The sequence below is a fragment of the Staphylococcus sp. FSL K6-3157 genome, from assembly GCF_038005145.1.
Taxonomy (GTDB): domain Bacteria; phylum Bacillota; class Bacilli; order Staphylococcales; family Staphylococcaceae; genus Staphylococcus; species Staphylococcus equorum.
In genome coordinates this window covers 1,326,538-1,344,933 of the sequence record NZ_JBBOSM010000001.1, presented here as the reverse complement: position 1 = coordinate 1,344,933, position 18,396 = coordinate 1,326,538, and the positions used below count along the sequence as shown (strand labels likewise).

General features: G+C 32.2%; 19 protein-coding genes. 1 reads left to right on the top strand and 18 read right to left on the bottom strand.

Annotated elements, in window-relative coordinates; genetic code table 11:
- Window positions 1-124: 124 nt before the first annotated feature.
- The 8 genes from MHB47_RS06480 to lepA form a co-directional block, all read right to left on the bottom strand.
- Window positions 125-877 carry a 16S rRNA (uracil(1498)-N(3))-methyltransferase gene (locus tag MHB47_RS06480; RefSeq protein WP_340755754.1) on the bottom strand — a complete coding sequence of 251 codons (753 nt, stop codon included), beginning with the start codon at window positions 875-877 and terminating at the stop codon, window positions 125-127.
- Between the two features lie 2 nt (window positions 878-879).
- Window positions 880-1,818, bottom strand: a complete 939-nt coding sequence (gene prmA / locus MHB47_RS06475) for a 50S ribosomal protein L11 methyltransferase (RefSeq protein ID WP_002507471.1) — start codon at window positions 1,816-1,818, stop codon at window positions 880-882.
- Between the two features lie 3 nt (window positions 1,819-1,821).
- Window positions 1,822-2,958 (bottom strand): molecular chaperone DnaJ, encoded by a 1,137-nt coding sequence (gene dnaJ, locus MHB47_RS06470; RefSeq protein WP_002507470.1) that lies wholly within the window; start codon window positions 2,956-2,958, stop codon window positions 1,822-1,824.
- 146 nt (window positions 2,959-3,104) lie between these two features.
- Window positions 3,105-4,949, bottom strand: coding sequence for a molecular chaperone DnaK (gene dnaK, locus MHB47_RS06465; RefSeq protein ID WP_002507469.1), 1,845 nt, complete (start codon window positions 4,947-4,949; stop codon window positions 3,105-3,107).
- A 55-nt stretch (window positions 4,950-5,004) separates the two neighbouring features.
- Window positions 5,005-5,619: a nucleotide exchange factor GrpE gene (gene grpE, locus MHB47_RS06460; RefSeq protein WP_021339273.1), complete on the bottom strand. Its 615-nt coding sequence runs from the start codon at window positions 5,617-5,619 to the stop codon at window positions 5,005-5,007.
- Window positions 5,620-5,645: 26 nt separating this feature from the next.
- Window positions 5,646-6,626: a heat-inducible transcriptional repressor HrcA gene (gene hrcA, locus MHB47_RS06455; protein ID WP_340755749.1), complete on the bottom strand. Its 981-nt coding sequence runs from the start codon at window positions 6,624-6,626 to the stop codon at window positions 5,646-5,648.
- Window positions 6,627-6,725: 99 nt separating this feature from the next.
- Entirely contained in the window at window positions 6,726-7,850 is a 1,125-nt protein-coding gene (hemW, locus tag MHB47_RS06450) for a radical SAM family heme chaperone HemW (RefSeq protein ID WP_340757281.1), read from the bottom strand.
- A gap of 98 nt (window positions 7,851-7,948) precedes the next feature.
- The gene (lepA, locus tag MHB47_RS06445; RefSeq protein ID WP_340755747.1) at window positions 7,949-9,772 is read right to left on the bottom strand and encodes a translation elongation factor 4; all 1,824 of its coding nucleotides are present in this window, start codon (window positions 9,770-9,772) and stop codon (window positions 7,949-7,951) included.
- Window positions 9,773-10,093: 321 nt separating this feature from the next.
- Between lepA and rpsT the strand changes: the two genes are divergently transcribed.
- On the top strand, window positions 10,094-10,345 hold the full coding sequence (rpsT, locus tag MHB47_RS06440) for a 30S ribosomal protein S20 (protein ID WP_002507464.1): 252 nt from the start codon (window positions 10,094-10,096) through the stop codon (window positions 10,343-10,345).
- Window positions 10,346-10,503: 158 nt separating this feature from the next.
- On the opposite strand, the gene holA is transcribed toward rpsT, so the two are convergent.
- The 10 genes from holA to aroE form a co-directional block, all read right to left on the bottom strand.
- On the bottom strand, window positions 10,504-11,478 hold the full coding sequence (gene holA / locus MHB47_RS06435; RefSeq protein ID WP_340755745.1) for a DNA polymerase III subunit delta: 975 nt from the start codon (window positions 11,476-11,478) through the stop codon (window positions 10,504-10,506).
- A 72-nt stretch (window positions 11,479-11,550) separates the two neighbouring features.
- Window positions 11,551-13,599 carry a DNA internalization-related competence protein ComEC/Rec2 gene (locus MHB47_RS06430; RefSeq protein ID WP_340755743.1) on the bottom strand — a complete coding sequence of 683 codons (2,049 nt, stop codon included), beginning with the start codon at window positions 13,597-13,599 and terminating at the stop codon, window positions 11,551-11,553.
- Between the two features lie 165 nt (window positions 13,600-13,764).
- Entirely contained in the window at window positions 13,765-14,226 is a 462-nt protein-coding gene (locus tag MHB47_RS06425) for a ComE operon protein 2 (protein ID WP_002507461.1), read from the bottom strand.
- A gap of 84 nt (window positions 14,227-14,310) precedes the next feature.
- Window positions 14,311-15,024, bottom strand: coding sequence for a helix-hairpin-helix domain-containing protein (locus MHB47_RS06420; RefSeq protein ID WP_340755742.1), 714 nt, complete (start codon window positions 15,022-15,024; stop codon window positions 14,311-14,313).
- Between the two features lie 50 nt (window positions 15,025-15,074).
- Window positions 15,075-15,791, bottom strand: coding sequence for a class I SAM-dependent DNA methyltransferase (locus MHB47_RS06415; protein ID WP_021339145.1), 717 nt, complete (start codon window positions 15,789-15,791; stop codon window positions 15,075-15,077).
- A gap of 2 nt (window positions 15,792-15,793) precedes the next feature.
- The gene (rsfS, locus tag MHB47_RS06410; RefSeq protein WP_002507458.1) at window positions 15,794-16,147 is read right to left on the bottom strand and encodes a ribosome silencing factor; all 354 of its coding nucleotides are present in this window, start codon (window positions 16,145-16,147) and stop codon (window positions 15,794-15,796) included.
- A complete protein-coding gene (yqeK, locus tag MHB47_RS06405; RefSeq protein ID WP_002507457.1) occupies window positions 16,148-16,732 on the bottom strand; it encodes a bis(5'-nucleosyl)-tetraphosphatase (symmetrical) YqeK in 585 nt (194 codons plus the stop codon). It abuts the gene before it with no gap.
- Window positions 16,722-17,294 carry a nicotinate-nucleotide adenylyltransferase gene (locus MHB47_RS06400; protein WP_340755740.1) on the bottom strand — a complete coding sequence of 191 codons (573 nt, stop codon included), beginning with the start codon at window positions 17,292-17,294 and terminating at the stop codon, window positions 16,722-16,724. Before MHB47_RS06400 ends, yqeK begins: the two co-directional genes overlap by 11 nt.
- Window positions 17,294-17,584, bottom strand: coding sequence for a ribosome assembly RNA-binding protein YhbY (gene yhbY / locus MHB47_RS06395; RefSeq protein ID WP_340755738.1), 291 nt, complete (start codon window positions 17,582-17,584; stop codon window positions 17,294-17,296). Before yhbY ends, MHB47_RS06400 begins: the two co-directional genes overlap by 1 nt.
- A 12-nt stretch (window positions 17,585-17,596) precedes the next feature.
- Window positions 17,597-18,394 carry a shikimate dehydrogenase gene (gene aroE / locus MHB47_RS06390; RefSeq protein ID WP_340755735.1) on the bottom strand — a complete coding sequence of 266 codons (798 nt, stop codon included), beginning with the start codon at window positions 18,392-18,394 and terminating at the stop codon, window positions 17,597-17,599.
- Window positions 18,395-18,396: the final 2 nt, after the last annotated feature.

Genomic DNA, 18,396 nt, shown 5'->3' with positions numbered 1-18,396 from the left:
TTAATCAGTATAATATATCTGATTAAAGTGGTCAATTAGTAAAATTTACATTTTTTTAATTTAAAGCATAAATTTGTACTGAAATGTAGACATCGTATAATTTAATACATGATAATTTTTAATGTTAATCTAATAAATCTTTTTCAAAACTTACAGCACTTAATACATAAAGCGGTGCAGTTTCTGCTCTTAAAATCCTTGGCCCTAGACCAATTTGATACGCCTTACCATCGAACAATGCCACTTCTTCTTCTGATAAACCACCTTCTGGCCCAAATATAACTAATATATGGTCACCAGATTTCATTTCACGAACTACAGACTTAAAATTGTGTGTTTCACCTGTTTTCGCAGCATTTTCATAAGCGATGAGTACATAATCGTATTCATCGATATAATCATAAACTACTTTTAAACTCGCTTCATAAGTTATGGATGGTATTGCTAAACGGTAGCTTTGTTCAGCTGCTTCTTTAATAATCTTTTGCCAGCGGTCTAATTTTTTATCAATCTTACTATCATTTAATTTAACCACTGAACGTTTCATACCAGCAGCTATGAAATGGTTTGCGCCTAACTCTGTCGATTTTTGGAGCATCCACTCATATTTATCAGCTTTAATTAAACCACTACAAATCGTAATATGTTGAGGTAATTCAGTATCAATATCAATTTTTTCTACTAATGAAAGTTCAATACCTTCAGTAGCTATATCGATAATTTCACACTTATAAACATTCTGATCCACAAATGTAATAATTATTTTTTCACCAGTTTGATGACGCATCACATTGGATATATGATGTATGTCACCTTTATCAGTAATGAAAAAACGCTGATTTACATCAGCGTTTTGGTCAATAAAGTATCTTTGCATTGTTATTCGCTCACTTTCTGTCCAACGATACAAACCCAACTGTTATCGTGATTAATAGAAACAATTTCAAAACCACTACGCTTCATATGATTTACAATAGATTCATGTTTTTCTTCTATAATACCAGAAGTTATAAAATAACCATCTTTATTTAAAACGTTATAAGCATCTTCGATCATTTCTTCAATAATATGAGCTAAAATATTGGCGACAACGACATCAAATTTTTCAGTTTCCTCTGTTAGTAAATTTCCAGGAACTGCTTCAATTGCCTTATCACAATTATTTTTCATAAAATTTTCTTTAGCAACTTTCACTGCCATTTCATCAACGTCTAATGCTTTAATACGTTTAACACCTAAAAGATGTGCAGCAATACTTAATATCCCTGAACCTGTACCAACATCTATAACTGAATCACTCGGCTCCACATAAGTTTCAATTGCTTTTAAACACATGCTCGTTGTAGGATGATCGCCTGTACCGAATGCCATACCTGGATCCAATTCTATGCACAATTCACTATCATCTTCTTTTTGATATGTTTCCCAACTAGGGACTATCGTAAATTGTTTTGATGCACGAAATGGATGAAAATAATTTTTCCATTCATTTTCCCAATCTTGTTCTTGAAGCATTTGCTCTTCGTAGTTAAAACTAGAGTTATCTAGAGATTCAACTTGCGAAATTTCATTTAAAAGCGCTTTTCTAAACGTTTCAGTATATTTCAGTTCATTGAAATACGCTTTAAGCCTGACCCCTTGCTTAGGATAATCATTAGCATTAAGCGCATATAGCTCGCCATATTTATCCTCAAAGTCGTGATTTAAGTCATGAGAGTCCTCTATAACGACACCATTTGAACCAAAATCTTCCAATATATTAGTAATTATAGGCGTTGCTTCATGATTAGCAATGATTGATATCTCGGTCCAATTCATATTCTAATCTCCTTTAAAGAATCTTTTAGCTTTGTCTCTAAAATTTGATGCTTGTTCAGAAATTTCTTCACCATCAATTTCGGCAAATTCTCTTAATAATTCTTTTTGTCGATCACTCATTTTACTTGGTGTTACGACATTTATATTGATAAATAAGTCGCCATAGCCGTAGCCATGAACATTCTTAATTCCTTTTTCTTTTAGACGGAATTGTTTTCCAGTTTGCGTACCTGCTGGAATTGTTAACATCACGCTACTATTAAGCGTCGGCACTTTAACCTCGTCACCTAGTGATGCTTGAGCGATACTAATATCAAGTGAATAATAAATATCATCGCCATCTCTTTCAAATTTTTCTGAAGGTTTAACTCTAAATACAATATATAAATCACCTTGAGGGCCACCATTTTCTCCAGGAGCACCTTCACCAGCTAATCTAATTTGTTGTTCATTATCTACACCTTCAGGGATTGTGACACTGATTTTAACATTTTTATTCTCAGTACCTTTACCTTTACATGTTGGACATGGTTCTTCAAACTCTTGGCCAGAACCACTACATACTGGACAAACTTTTTCAGTTCTAACTCTACCAAGTATTGTATTTTGTTCTACAGACACATGTCCAGCACCACTACAGTATTGACAAGTTTTCTTTTTAGTTCCTGGTTTAGCACCTGCACCATCACAAGTGTGACAAGACACATCTTTACGGATTGAAATTTCTTTTTCACTACCGAAAACAGCTTCATCAAACGTAACTGTCATCGTATACTGTAAGTCATCGCCCTTTCTTGGAGCGTTAGGATCACGTTGTTGACGTCCGCCACCAAAGAATGAACTGAATATATCTTCGAAACCGCCGCCACCAAAGCCACTAAAGTCTTGGCCACCGAATCCTTGGCCGCCAAAGCCACCTTGAGGACCATCATGTCCAAATTGGTCATAATTTGCGCGTTTATTTTCATCACTTAATGTTTCATAGGCTTCAGAGATTTCTTTAAACTTCTCATCAGAACCTTCTTCTTGATTAATATCTGGATGATACTTCTTTGATAATTTACGATAAGCCTTTTTAATTTCATCTTTAGAAGCGCCTTTGCTGACACCTAAGACTTCATAATAATCTTTTTTGGCCACTAATATCTCTCCTTTTACAGTTTTATTAAATCATTTTTAAAAAAGGAAAAAGTCAAAGCCAATGTTCAATTGACTTTGACTTAATTTGGCTAAGCAATTGTGTCATATTTTTCTATTAATAACAATTAATTAGTCAATGACTATACTTATTTTTGGTTGTCTTGGTTGTCGTCGTCTTTTACTTCTTTGAAATCAGCATCTTCAACATCACTATCTTGAGAAGCATTTGCTTCTTCACCTTGTGCTTGTTGTTGAGCTTGAGCAGCTTGTTCGTATACTTTTGTTGATAAGTCTTGAACTACTTTTTCTAATTCTTCTTTTTTAGCTTTGATATCTTCAATATCTTCGCCTTCAAGTGCTGATTTTAATGCTTCTTTTTTATCTTCAGCATTTTGTTTGTCTTCTTCGCTGATGTTTTCACCTAAATCAGTGATCGTTTTTTCAACTTGGAATACTAAGCTGTCTGCTTCGTTTCTTGTATCACTTTCTTCGCGACGTTTTTGGTCAGCGTCAGCGTTTTCTTCAGCATCTTTAACCATACGATCGATTTCATCATCTGATAGTGAAGAGCTAGATTGGATTGTGATATTTTGCTCTTTATTTGTTCCTAAGTCCTTAGCAGTAACGTTTACAATACCATTTTTATCGATATCGAAAGTAACTTCGATTTGAGGTACACCACGTGGAGCTGCTGGAATATCAGTTAATTGGAATCTACCAAGTGTTTTATTGTCTGATGCCATTGGACGTTCACCTTGTAACACGTGAATATCAACTGCTGGTTGGTTATCTGCTGCTGTTGAGTATACTTGTGATTTAGATGTTGGGATTGTCGTATTTCTTTCGATAAGTGTGTTCATACGTCCACCCATGATTTCAATACCTAATGATAATGGTGTAACGTCTAATAATACTACGTCTTTAACATCACCAGTGATTACGCCACCTTGGATTGCTGCACCCATAGCAACAACTTCATCAGGGTTAACGCCTTTATTAGGTTCTTTACCTACTTCTTTTTTAACAGCTTCTTGAACTGCTGGGATTCTTGTAGAACCACCAACTAAGATAACTTCATCAATGTCTGAACTTGATAAACCAGCATCGCTCATTGCTTGGCGAGTTGGTACCATTGTTCTTCTGATTAAATCATCAGCCAATTCTTCAAATTTAGCACGAGTTAAATTAATTTCTAAGTGTAATGGGCCATTTTCTCCAGCTGAAATAAATGGTAGTGAAATTTGAGTTTGAGAAACGCCAGATAAATCTTTTTTAGCTTTTTCAGCAGCGTCTTTAAGACGTTGTAAAGCCATTTTATCTTTTGATAAATCTACGCCGTTTTCTTTTTTGAATTCAGAAACTAAATAGTTAATGATTACTTCATCAAAGTCATCTCCGCCTAGTTTGTTGTCACCTGCAGTAGAAAGCACTTCGAATACGCCGTCACCTAATTCAAGGATTGAAACGTCAAATGTACCGCCACCTAAGTCAAAAACTAATACTTTTTCTTCTTGTTCTGTTTTGTCTAAACCGTATGCTAAAGCTGCTGCAGTTGGTTCATTAATAATACGTTCTACTTCTAACCCAGCGATTTTACCAGCATCTTTAGTTGCTTGACGTTCACTGTCGTTGAAATATGCAGGAACAGTAATAACTGCCTTTTCTACTTTTTCACCAAGATAATCTTCAGCTGTACCTTTAAGGTTTTGTAATACCATTGCTGAGATTTCTTGAGGTGTGTATGATTTACCTTCAACATCAACTTTGTAATTCGTACCCATGTGACGTTTAATTGATTGGATTGTATTAGGGTTTGTGATTGCTTGACGTTTAGCAACTTCACCTACTTGAGTTTCATCATTTTTAAATGCAACTACTGATGGTGTAGTTCTTGCACCTTCAGGGTTTTGAATTACTTTTGGCTCATCGCCTTCTAAAATTGAAACACATGAATTTGTTGTACCTAAGTCAATACCTATTACTTTACTCATAAATAATTTCCTCCTGTTTGTTTGTATAAATTGGTGTTTTCATCAATATTAAAACCTATTGATTTACTTTAACCATTGAAGGTCTTAATACACGTTCTTTTAGTTTATAACCTTTTTGTAGCTCTTGAGTGATTTCGCCTGATTCAAAATCAGGGTTATCATCTTGAACTACAGCTTGATGAACGTTCGGGTCAAATTGATGACCTTCAGTTTCAATTAATTCTAAACCATTTTCTTTTAATGCATTAATTAAGCTTTCATGAATCATTTCCACACCTTTTTTAAGTGATTGGAATTGTTCATTTTCGCCTTCAATTTGTAGCGCACGCTCAATGTTATCTATTGTTGGTAAAATATCATTAAGCACATCTTGCGCTTTATATGCTTTCATTGTTTGATTTTCTTTTTGGATTCTACGCTTGTAATTTTCAAACTCTGCGTATAATCTTAAATACTTTTCTTCATTTTCTTGAACATCTTGTTTTAATTGTTGAATTTCTTCATCTTTAGGATCCACATCTTCAGTAGTTTCTTGTGAATCGTCCTCCTGCAGATTATCTTGTGATGCATCTGTAGTTTCATCAGTATTTACAGCAGATGTATTTTGCTCGTTATCTGTTACATCTTCATTTGCTTCTTGATCAAATACTGATTCATTTTTTTCTGTCATTTTCCGCCCTCCAATACAATACTTAATTACCAAATCGTATTTAGTAATCGTATTACGTTCTGATAATTCATCGCTGTTGGTCCTATAACCGCAATTTGGCCTTTTAATCTATCGTCAATGTGATACTGACTTGTGACGATAGAAATACCACTCAAACTTGATTCTATTTCATGTCCAATTTTGACGTTTATTGTCGAGTTAGACATATCATCAAGTAATTGTGTGATTTTATTCGATTCTATATATTGCAAAATAGGTTGAATCGATGACACGTTCGTTTCATTCAACGCATCAATTAGTTTAACCTTTCCGCCCATAAAAATGCCATTACTTTGATTATCAAAATGAATCTCGATTGTACTTAGCATATCTTTGATAAAATGCTTCTCTAATTCAGAATTAACAAAAGCATCTAACTCATTTTCAAAACGATGATGATTCCATTCATCATATTTAACAGTAACAAAATTCGAAATTTTTGTTAGTTCGTCATTAGATAACGGAACATCTGATGCTAAATGCAGATGTTCTACATGACCGGATGTGAACACGACTACCATTATAACCAAATAGGCATTTGCTCGAATCAAATGAATGTTATTAATTATATCTTTTTTGTGATTTGGACGCATTACCAACGTTGTATATTGAGATGCAATTGAAAGTTCATTTGCAAATTCGCTCAGTGCTGAGGAAATGTCATAATGATTATCAACTAGTAAATCACTCAAACGTTGAATTTTTGTTTGCTGTTGATGAGATGTTTGTTGCAATAATTGATTCACATAATATCTGATGCCTGACTGTGATGGTGATCGCCCTGATGAAGTATGTGTCTTCTCAATCAATTCAAGGTCTTCGAGATGCTTCATCTCGTTTCGAATAGTTGCAGGACTAAAATTCAATTTGTGTCGTTCAATCAGCGTTTTTGAACCAATTGGATGACCTAAATCAACATAATCTTCAACAATTGCATTAAGTATGCTCAATTGTCTATCGCTAATCATGTTTTCACCTCATTAGCACTCTTTTGTTCCAAGTGCTAATTATAATTTATCAAATTGGTCAAAGTAAGTCAATGTTAAAGCATTCAATTTTAAATTTTTTTATACATTTAATAAAAATGCTTCAAAGACAATATTTCCAATGACTTTTCCACGTTCAGTCATCGTGATATATCCGTTTTGATCAATTAAAAGTTCACGTTGAATTAAGTCTTCTATAGTTTGACCATAGACTTCTTCTAATGTTTTTCCAAATTTCTGTGAAAACTTGTCTTTATCCACACCTATATTCATCCGTAAGCCTAAAAACATTTCTTCTTCCATTTGCTCTGTTTCGGTGGGAAATGTTGAATCTAATAAGGGGCGTTCATTGTTTTGTACTTTTTTAATGTAATGGTTTACTGGATTTACATTATTATAACGCTCTCCATTTACATAACCACTTGCGCCAGCACCAAAGCCATAATAGCCTTCATTTTTCCAATACACTTTATTGTGTTCGGATTCATGTCCAACTTTACCAAAATTAGATATTTCATATTGATGCATCTCTGATTGTTCCATTCTTTCTAGTAGATATTCGTACATTTCTTCACCAATATCTTCATTAGGAACTTTCAATTGGCCTTTTCTATACATATTATAAAATTTTGTTTTGGGTTCTAATATCAAACCGTAACTTGATATATGATCAATATCCATCGACAAAGCCTTTTCTAAACTATCTTGAAAATCTTCTAGAGTCTGGTTCGGTAAATGATACATTAAATCTAAACTAATAGATGGAATGCCAACTTGACGAGCATTAGCAACCGATTGATAAATATCTTCTGTTTTGTGTGTTCTACCGAGTATGTCTAATAATTCTGGTTTAAATGTTTGAACACCCATAGACAACCTATTAACACCATAATCTTTAAGCAATTGAACTTTTTCAATTGTTAATTCATCGGGGTTTGCTTCAAAGCTAAATTCGCCTTTTATTTCAAAAGTATCTGTAATAGCTACTAATAATTTTTCGAGTTGTTGATAATCAAGTGCTGTAGGCGTACCGCCGCCAACAAAAACTGTTTCTAATTTTCTGACTTCACTTTGCTGCATTTCAGTGATTAAACAATCTAAATACGTATCAACTGGTTGGTTTTGTATAAAGTACTTGTTGAAATCACAATACGTACAAATCCTCACGCAAAAAGGAATATGGATATAAGCACTTTTCACTTCCATATTGCGTTCACCTACTTTCATTTTTTGAAGATGTGAGAACACAACAAAAAACTGGGGCATAAATCGAATGGATTTAAGGCCCCAATGTTTAATTTATATTAATCTTCATCCATCTTAAGAACTGCTAGGAATGCATCTTGAGGAATCTCAACGTTACCTACAGATTTCATTTTAGCTTTTCCGGCTTTTTGTTTTTCTAATAATTTTTTCTTACGGCTGATATCTCCGCCGTAACATTTAGACAATACGTTTTTACCCATCGATTTAATATTCGTACGCGCAACAATCTTTTGGCCAACTGCTGCTTGAACAGGAACCTCAAATTGTTGCCTTGGAATTAGTGTTTTTAATTTTTCAACTAACATTTTGCCACGGTCATATGCGAATTCTTTATGTACTATAAAGCTTAAAGCATCTACTTTTTCGCCATTTAGCAATATGTCCATTTTTACTAAGTCACTTTCTTTGTTATCAATAAATTCATAATCAAAAGAAGCATAACCTTTAGTATTAGATTTAAGTTGGTCGAAGAAATCAAAAACCACTTCTGATAATGGAATTTCGTAAATAATATTTACGCGAATATCATCCATGTATTCCATATTTACAAATTGTCCACGTTTACTCTGACATAATTCCATTACAGCACCAACATAATCATTAGGTACCATCATAGTAGCTCTAACAAATGGTTCATAAATCGTATCAATTTTATCTCTTTCAGGCATATTAGCTGGATTATCAACAGTAACTTCTTCGCCTGTTTTCATAATACATTGATAGATTACTGACGGTGCTGTTGCAATAAGTGCAATACCAAATTCACGTTCAATACGTTCTTGAATAATTTCCATATGAAGCATACCTAAGAAACCAGTACGATAACCAAAGCCTAATGCTTGTGATGATTCAGGTTCGAATTCTAATGAGGCATCATTTAATTGTAATTTTTCTAATGCTTCACGCAAGTCATTGTAATCCTTGTTATCTATAGGGAATAAACCACAGAATACCATCGGGTTCATTTTTTTATAACCTTGTAGTGCTTGTTCTGCAGGACGTTTGACATGCGTGATTGTATCACCAACACGTGAGTCGTCAACATTTTTAATGCTAGCTATAATGTACCCTACATCACCAACAGTAAGTTCTTCTACAGCTAATTGTTTTGGCGTATTAATACCAACTTCAGTAACTTCGAAATCCTTACCTGTAGCCATCATTTTAATGCGGTCTCCAGGTTTAACCGTACCTTCCACAACTCTTATAGATGAAATAACGCCTCTATAAGGATCATACTCAGAATCAAAGATAAGTGCTTTCAACGGTGCTTCAGGATCGCCTTGTGGTGGAGGAACAACTTCAACAATTTTTTCGAGTATATCTTCTATACCAATATTAGATTTTGCACTTGCTAGCACAACCTCGTCTTTATCGATACCGATGACATCTTCTAATTCCTGCTTCACACGTTCTGGCTCTGCTGCAGGTAAATCTATCTTGTTAATTACAGGCAATAACTCCAATTCGTTATCTAGAGCTAAGTAAACGTTAGCTAATGTTTGTGCTTCAATTCCTTGCGCTGCATCAACTACTAAGATTGCTCCTTCACAAGCGGCTAATGATCTAGACACTTCGTATGTAAAATCTACGTGTCCAGGTGTGTCAATAAGATGGAATGTGTATATTTCACCATCTTTAGCCTCATACTTTAAGCGAACAGCATTTAATTTAATTGTAATACCACGTTCTTGTTCTAAATCCATGGAATCTAGCAATTGCGCGTGCATATCTCTCGATTCAACTGATTTCGTGTTTTCTAAAATCCTATCAGCTAACGTAGATTTACCATGGTCTATATGTGCGATAATAGAAAAGTTTCTAATATTTTCGCGTTTATTGAAACGGTCTTGTTTATCCATGTATTATCCTTCTCACTTTCATAATTCTAGCCCGTAAATATGTATGACATTCTTTGATATAATAACGTTTTTAATAGGTAATTGCAAATTAACTACGATTTTTTACTATTTTCCGTAAATAATTGATATACTTGATATTGTATTCTACTTTGCATTATAGAGTGAATGTTCTTCTTTTCCAAATAGTATTGTACCATTTTCATCGATTCTATGCGCCTGCGATAAATAAATGATTGCAGAAAGGCGCTCATTTTGATAAAATATTTCTTGTTGTAATCAAATTCATTTTGATAGCGAAATCATTATTAGGAGGTGACACACATGCCAAACATCAAATCTGCAATTAAACGTGTTAATACAAACCGTACTGCTGAAGAGCGTAACATTTCACAAAAAAATGAAATGCGTACAGCAGTTAAAAGAGCACACACAGCAATTGAATCAAATGCTGACAACAAAGCTGACTTAGTAAACTTCGCTTTGAAGAAAGTAGATAAAGCTGCTCAACGCAACTTAATCCACTCAAACAAAGCTGATCGTATCAAATCTTCACTTATGACAGCTGCTAAATAATAAAAAAGTTCAAGCCCTGGCTTGAACTTTTTATTTGCGCAAATAAATATACGAATAACAAAGAAGTCTGAGCCACTGTGGCTTCAGGCTTTTTTTGTATTATTAAAGGATTTAAACTTGTATTAACTTTCAAATAATATTTGCTCAAACATTTAAAATTAAAGTGATAGAATAAATAATTCTAATATTAAATGTTTATCCATATAAGAAGATTTTAATTTATAGTCTGTCTCCGCACAATTATCAATAATATTCAATAAACCTTCCAATTGATAATGTCTCGCTTGATTTAATGCTAATTTCACTCTATAAGGATGTACATTTATTGTTTTTGCAATTTGTTGTCCACTATAACCCTTTTGACTCAATATTTTACTTTGATAAAATAAACGATAATTACTCGTAATAAGTGCTAATAATTTAATAGGTTCTTCCTTCATTGCAATTAAATCTTTTACTAATCGTATTGCTTTGGCCTTATTATTTTTTTGGATGTATTCTGTCAGTAAAAACACATTCTGTTCAAGACTCCTATTTACAATTTGTTGAACATCTTGTTTGTTTATCGTTGGTCTATCTCCTAGAAAAAGAATCAATTTTTCAATTTCTTGCTTTACTATATTGAAATTAATACCAGTTAATTCTATAAATAAATCTAAAGCATCTTGTTTTATATCTTTATAATTTCCATGCAATTCATTTTTAATCCAATTTTTAATTTCATCTTCAGACATTTGTTCAATTTTTTTTAATTGAGCATGCTTCTTCAGAGCCTTCACTAATTTTTTTCGTTCATCAAGTTTAGAATGATAAACTTCGAAAACAATCATGCTCTCACCATCGTATTTTTCTATAAATTCCATGAGTTGATCTATATTATGATTTACATCTTTAGGCGCTTTTTCACCAGTGAATACATATGCATTTTGAACTAATACTGCCTTTTTATCTGAGAAAAATGGCATCGTTAAAGCTTCTTCTATAATTGGCGATAAATCGCTTTCATATAGGTTATATTTAACAAAATTGAAATCATCTTTTTGAGTATCTAAATATTTTTCAATTACTTCTGTAGATTTTTTTTCAATTAATTCAGGCACTTCTCCGTATATTGTAATTATATTATTGCTCATATGTAGCACCCTTTCATCACTATTACACATTTAATCATTATATCATGCAGTGCTTTATCTCTCTACATAAAATCATTGTTTCAGATTAGCACTAAGTTCAAAATTAGGATTTAATGTAATAGAAATTTCTCCATTTTCACTTGTTTGTAGAACTTGAGAATTAATGCTTTTTAAGCGTTCTACTATTTCTTTGTTGGGTAATTTATATCTATTATTTTGACCAACAGAAATCAGACTTATTTTCGGCTGAAGTTTATCTATAAAAGATGCGCTAGAACTTGTTTTACTACCATGGTGTCCTACTTTTAAAATATCAATATTTTCAAGGTGATACTTATTTAACAATAACTGTTCGTTGTTTTTTGAAGCATCACCCATAAGTAAAATCTTGAATTTATCATATTCAATTAATGTAATAATTGATTGTTCATTTAGATCATTCGATGCTGTAATTGTGGCATCTAATAATTTAATTTTCGCTTTGTTAAGTGAAAAACTTTGCATTGATTTAAAGTCTAATAATTTTATGTTAAAGCTTTTGCATATATTAACTAATGATTTTAGTTCTTTCAAATGGTAACTATTTTTATTAATTATTATATTTTTTATAGGGTATTTTTCAATCAAAAAATTAAGTTCTCCCATATGATCTATATGTGGGTGAGTAACAATTATATAATCTATTTTTTTAATACCATGTTTTTTCAAAGTCGGTAGTATATGAAACTTTGAGATATTGTGTTGGCTTGACTCTCCTTCTTGCAATAACTTGCCACCCGTATCAATCAATAAACTCTCTTGCCTATTTGTCTCAAATAAAATAGCATCTCCCTGCCCAACATCAAGCATTGTCAATTTATAATCATTAGATAATGGCAATATCGTAACGACTATATACAATAAAACAAATGAACAAATAAATAGACTATAAAATCTATGTGCAAACAATATTAAACACGAAAATATGAGCACAAATCCTAAAGTGATATTTAAGTCATTTAACTCTGGTATATACCATTTGTATGAACTTAAATTAATAAATATTTCCAAAAGAAAATCATGTAACTTTAAAATTAAATTAAGCAAATAAGTTAAAGTCATTATTTCAAATGGAAAGTGGCTTATAATAAAAAAGAAAATTACAAGTGGGAATAGTACAATGATATAAAAAGGAACAAAAATAAGATTTGCTAAAAAACCAAGCCATTGAATCTGGTTAAAATTAATAGCGCTAATCATAAATGTGCCTAACTGAGCTATTATAGTAATAATTAGTAGCGATTTTATCGGTGAGGATTGAGCTATTAATGGCAATGTAAAAAGTATGAAGAATGTAATTAAAAAAGAAAATTGGAAGCCTATATTATAGGCATAAGCAGGAGAAATAATCGTTAAGATTATAAATAAAAGTGCGAGTACATTCATTGGATTTTTTATAATTGCTTTAGGAAGTACAATGATTATTAAGGCTGCTAAAATTGATCTCACAGCACTAGGAGCTAAATCAGTATAAAGGGCATATATCGGGAGAAAGATAAATAATATCATCTTGATATAGGCTAACGGACACTTAAAAATATTTAATACGTATATTACAATGCCTATGATCGCTGCAATATGTGTACCACTTACTGCTAATAAATGATATATACCTATTTCTTTGAATTTATCTAATTCATTTTTATTGATTTTTGAGGTATCTCCACTAATTAATGCAATAATTTTCTCTGGATGTTTGATTTTGGTGTGACTTAAACGTTCGAAAATATATTGTTTATGCCTATCTAAAATAGCATGATAATTCGAATTGTTTACTTTGCAACTTTCGAAATCAATTGTATTAATAAAAAGTGAAACCGGGCTATATGAGGACTGATTTAATGGTTTTAATATTGCTTTCACGTTACATGTCTTTTGATATAGCTGTATGTATTTATTACTGTTAATGTTGTTGTTAACATAAAAGTAATAGTTATATTTTTTATTATTAATTTTAGCTTTACCATGTAGCTTTTGATGTTCCAGAATAGGCTTAGTTACAAATTGTGCACCTACTTCGATATTTTGATTTAAGTATGCTGCACGTGCTTTATTCTCACTTATTAAATTACTCTGAAACATCATATAACTAATGAATGGTATGATTAAAACAAATAAAATTTGAAACCACTTTAACCTTTTAAGTATCACTAAAAAAATTAAGATACCACATAAAAATATCGATAATAATTTAACATGTAGCCATAAAAGACCAACTAAATAAGCAATTGCATAGTAAATCAGTGCTTATTTATTGGTAAGGTATTGTGCTACATGCTCTTGATTAAATGCTATTTTTTTATAATCGATACCTGATTGGTCTAGTAACTTTAATGCATATGAATGGTTGTGATAGTCTTCAGCGTAATAAATTGTTTGAATACCAGCTTGGATGATTGATTTCGTACAATTTAGGCAAGGGAAATGTGTTACATATATCGTTGCTCCGTCTGTTGACACCCCTTGTTTGGCACATTGTAGTAATGCATTCATTTCAGCATGTATCGTACGTATACAATGACCATCCTCTAACAAACAATCCTCATCAATACAATGAACTTCGCCCGAAACTGAGCCATTGTAACCACCAGCAATGATTCTATTATCTTTAACAATTGTTGCGCCCACAGATAAACGTTGACAAGTGGAACGTAACGCCAATAAATGACTTTGAGCCATAAAGTATTCTTCCCATTTAATGCGATCCATGATGTTATACCTCCGTTAATAGTAATTATTTATTTTATGAGTAACTATAGGTTAATTTGTATTGAGTTATATTGCAATAAAAATCTATGTTGTAAAATATGACCCTAATTTTTCAAGCGTCTTTGCTCCAATTCCTTTAACTTCTGTTAATTGGTCGATAGATTCAAAAGCACCATTTTGCTCTCTATATTCTATAATAGATTTAGCTTTTGAAGGACCGATGCCAGGAACTGTTAATAGCTCTGATTCTGAAGCAGTGTTAATATTTATTTTTTCCTGATTAGCGCTATTGTCAGTAACTTTTGTTGAATTTGAACTTACATTTTTATTTGTGGTATTAGTATCATTGATTTGTTGATTTGAATTTATCGTTTCCTCTTTCTTTGGAATATAAATCAACTTTTGATCCACCAACTTTTCAGCTAAATTTATTTTTGACAAATCAGCATCCTCAGTAACAATTGCTCTATCTAAAAGTTGCTTAATTCTATCAGAAGATTTCATCATATAAATATCAGGATGCTTCACAGCACCTTTGATGTCCACAAAAATATCTTCTGTTTTAATCTTTTTAGCTTGTTCAGTACTATTTTTTGTATGCTTTGCATTGGTTTCTAGTTGTGTTTCTGTATTTGTGGTAATATCATCATTCGAATTTACTATTTTATGATCATTTTCGTTTGTAAAAGTACTTTGTAGCAACCAAGCGATTAAAATGACCACGATAATTAAAATTGCTATAGCTACTGCTTTGTATTTACAAATGATTTCTTTTAGATTGTTCCACTGATCAAGCAATAAAAAATCACTCCTTTATACTATACACGTATAAAAGAGTGATTTTACTTTTATTTTTTGACAATGAAAAACAATCGATGTCCTTCATGACTATTATTCTTAATATCAAAATCGACAAACGTAGTAATTTGGCTAAACCCTACATTATTAAGCATTTCAATATAATCTGCTTCTGCGTAAGTGCGTTGATAATGAGATTCATCAAACCTTGCATATTGATTGTCGTCTTGTTTAATAAAGAATGACATATCATGCCAAACGCTCAGTGGTTCCTCGCCTTGTACAGCTTCCCAAGCAAGAAAAACCTTTTCAGATTCATCGATATAACTTTGGTTATTAAATAATGTATTCATTTTAAAAGGTGTATGAACATCAAACATAAACACACCTTCTGTTTCTAAATGGTTAAAAACATGACTAAATGTGGTGAAGACATTATCTTTTTCAGGTAAATAATTTAAAGAATCACAAAAAATAGTAATTACATCAAATTTCTGATTCAATTCAAATTCAGTCATATCACCTTCTATCCAATTCACTTTGTTAGATTTCTGAGTTGCTATTGAAAGCATATCAACACTTAAATCCATACCTGTGATTTGGTCAAAGTCTGTTAGCAATGATGTTAAGCTGCCTGTGCCACAACCAATATCTAATATAGACGTCCTATTTTCAGCAAAATGGTTTACAATTTCTAACCATGATTCATAGGGTTGATCTAACGTTAGTTGATCATAGAACAAGCTCATTTCTTCATATTGCACCATAATTAATAAACAACCTGTCTATAACTCTCAAGAGGCGCATCACGATATAATTTCTCAATATTATAGTAATCACGTTCATCTTTATGGAATACGTGAACAACTACATTAGATAGATCAATAAGAATCCATCTGGCATCATTAAAGCCTTCCATTCGTTTTACTTCGATTTCAGCTTCGCTTGCTGCATCTTTTACCGAACGAGCTATAGCTTGAACTTGTTTTTCGTTATTACCATGACAAACTACAAAATAATCAGTCATGTCACTAATGCCTTTCATTTTTAAAGAAATAATATCTTCTGCTTTTTTATTCTCTGTTGCTTCGACAGCAATGTTTAATAATTGATCTGAATTCATTTAATCATCCTTTACTCTTTCGTCACTGTAATTGTAATAATTCAAGCATGCAATCGTGGCATCATAAACATTAATATCTTTATTAATTAAATATAGAACTGTTCGCTTAGAAATTTCATAAATGGTTTTATCTAAGCTACCTTGATTGTATGCTAAATCTCTAATTTCTTCAACGCCTGGGGTCTGACGACCTGGCTCTATATAATCAGCTATGAATATCAATTTCTCAGTTTTTGTCATTTGAGCGCGTCCAGTTGTATGATTTTTAATCGCTAATAAGACTTCTTCATCAGTGACATCAAACTGTTGATTCATTATTATAGCTGCTACTGGTCCATGTAATATTTCGGAACCATAACTCAGTAAATTACTATCTAATTCATTCTGTGTAACGATTTGATACATTGATCCTAAATCATCATATTTACAGTAATCATGTAATATACCTGCAAGTTCAGCCTTGTCTTTGTCGCCATCATAGATTTCTGCTAATTTCACAGCTGTTTCAGCAACTCTCAATGAATGGTTAAACCTTTTCTCGGGTAATTTATCTTTAACTAAACTAACTGCTTGATCAATTTTCATATAAACCTTCCTCTCGGATATATTGTTCTACACTAGAAGGAACTAAAACTTGAATATTTTCGTCGTTTTTAATTCTATCTCTGATTAATGTTGAACTAATATCAATACGCGGTATATTTATCGCTAACATACCAGGCTCTACTTCTTGAGCTGATTTATCTCTATTAACAATTACAAAAGTAATTAATGATTTTAACTCATCAATTTTATACCACTTTTCAAGTTGATTGTATTGGTCAGTACCTATAACAAAGTATAGCTTAGATTGAGGATGCTGCTTTAAAATATGCTCTACTGTATCATAAGTGTAGCTTTGCCCTTTTCGTTCAATTTCATCAAGACAAATTGTTCCAAATCCAAGTTCATTAATCGCACACTGAATCATATCTATTCTATACTGCACGTCTAAAAAATCATTATGCTCTTTTAATGGAGACATATAGCTCGGTATAAAATAGAACTTCTCAGGTTTTATTACGTTATTCACTTCACTTGCAACAACCATGTGAGCTGTATGAATCGGGTTAAACTGCCCACCATATAATACAATTGACTTAGTCATTATGGTAATTGTATTTGTTTGTTATCTTGAGATTCTTTGTACAATACAATCATAGACCCGATTACTTGTACGATATCACTTCTCGTCGCATCACTTAAGCTTTGTGCTAAATCATTTTTATCTTCATAATTATTTTGTAAAACATGTACTTTAATTAACTCTCTATTTTCTAAAATATCGTTAATTTGACTAACCATATTATCATTTATACCTGATTTCCCAATTTGGAATGTTGGATCTACGTTATTTGCTTTACTTCTTAAAAATCTTTTTTGTTTACCTGTTAGCATAATATGCTCCTTTTATAAATGTTTTAGTACTGCTTCTTTCATTACTTGAATGTCTGGTGTTTGTTCGGTCCAAATCTCAAAGCTTTCTGCGCCTTGGTAAACAAACATGTCCAATCCATTGTGTATAGGATTGCCTTTTTCTTCTGCTATTTCTAAAATTGGCGTTTTAAAAGGAATATAAACAATATCACTCACTAATGTATGTGAAGCTAATTGGTCGAGACTTATGGCTACATCTTTGTTTTGATTCATACCTGCAGGTGTAGTATTAATAATAATATCAAATTCAGCCAATGATTTTTCTGCGTCTGATAAACTAATCTTATTGATATCTAAATCCCAGTTATCAAAGCGACTCATAGTTCTATTAGCAACGGTTAATTTGGGTCGAACGTGTTTATTCAGTTCATTTACAATACCTTTACTGGCACCGCCTGCACCTAAAATGAGTATATACGCATTTTGTAAATCCGGATAAGCCTGTTTAAGTCCTGTAACATAGCCTATGCCATCTGTATTGTAGCCTATCCATTTTCCGCCTTCAATTTTCACTGTATTAACTGCACCAACTGTTTTAGATTGGTCATCAATTTCATCTAAATAAGGTAAAATACGTTCTTTATGAGGTATTGTAACATTAAATCCAGAGAGCGCTTTGTCTTCTATGATTTCTTTAATAAGATGAAAATGTGCTTCAGGAATATTAATCGCTTCATATGTTGAATCATCATTTAAAGTCGCAAAGTTCGCATTATGCATAACTGGTGACAAAGAATGATCAATAGGATTGCCTATTACTGCATATTTCATAC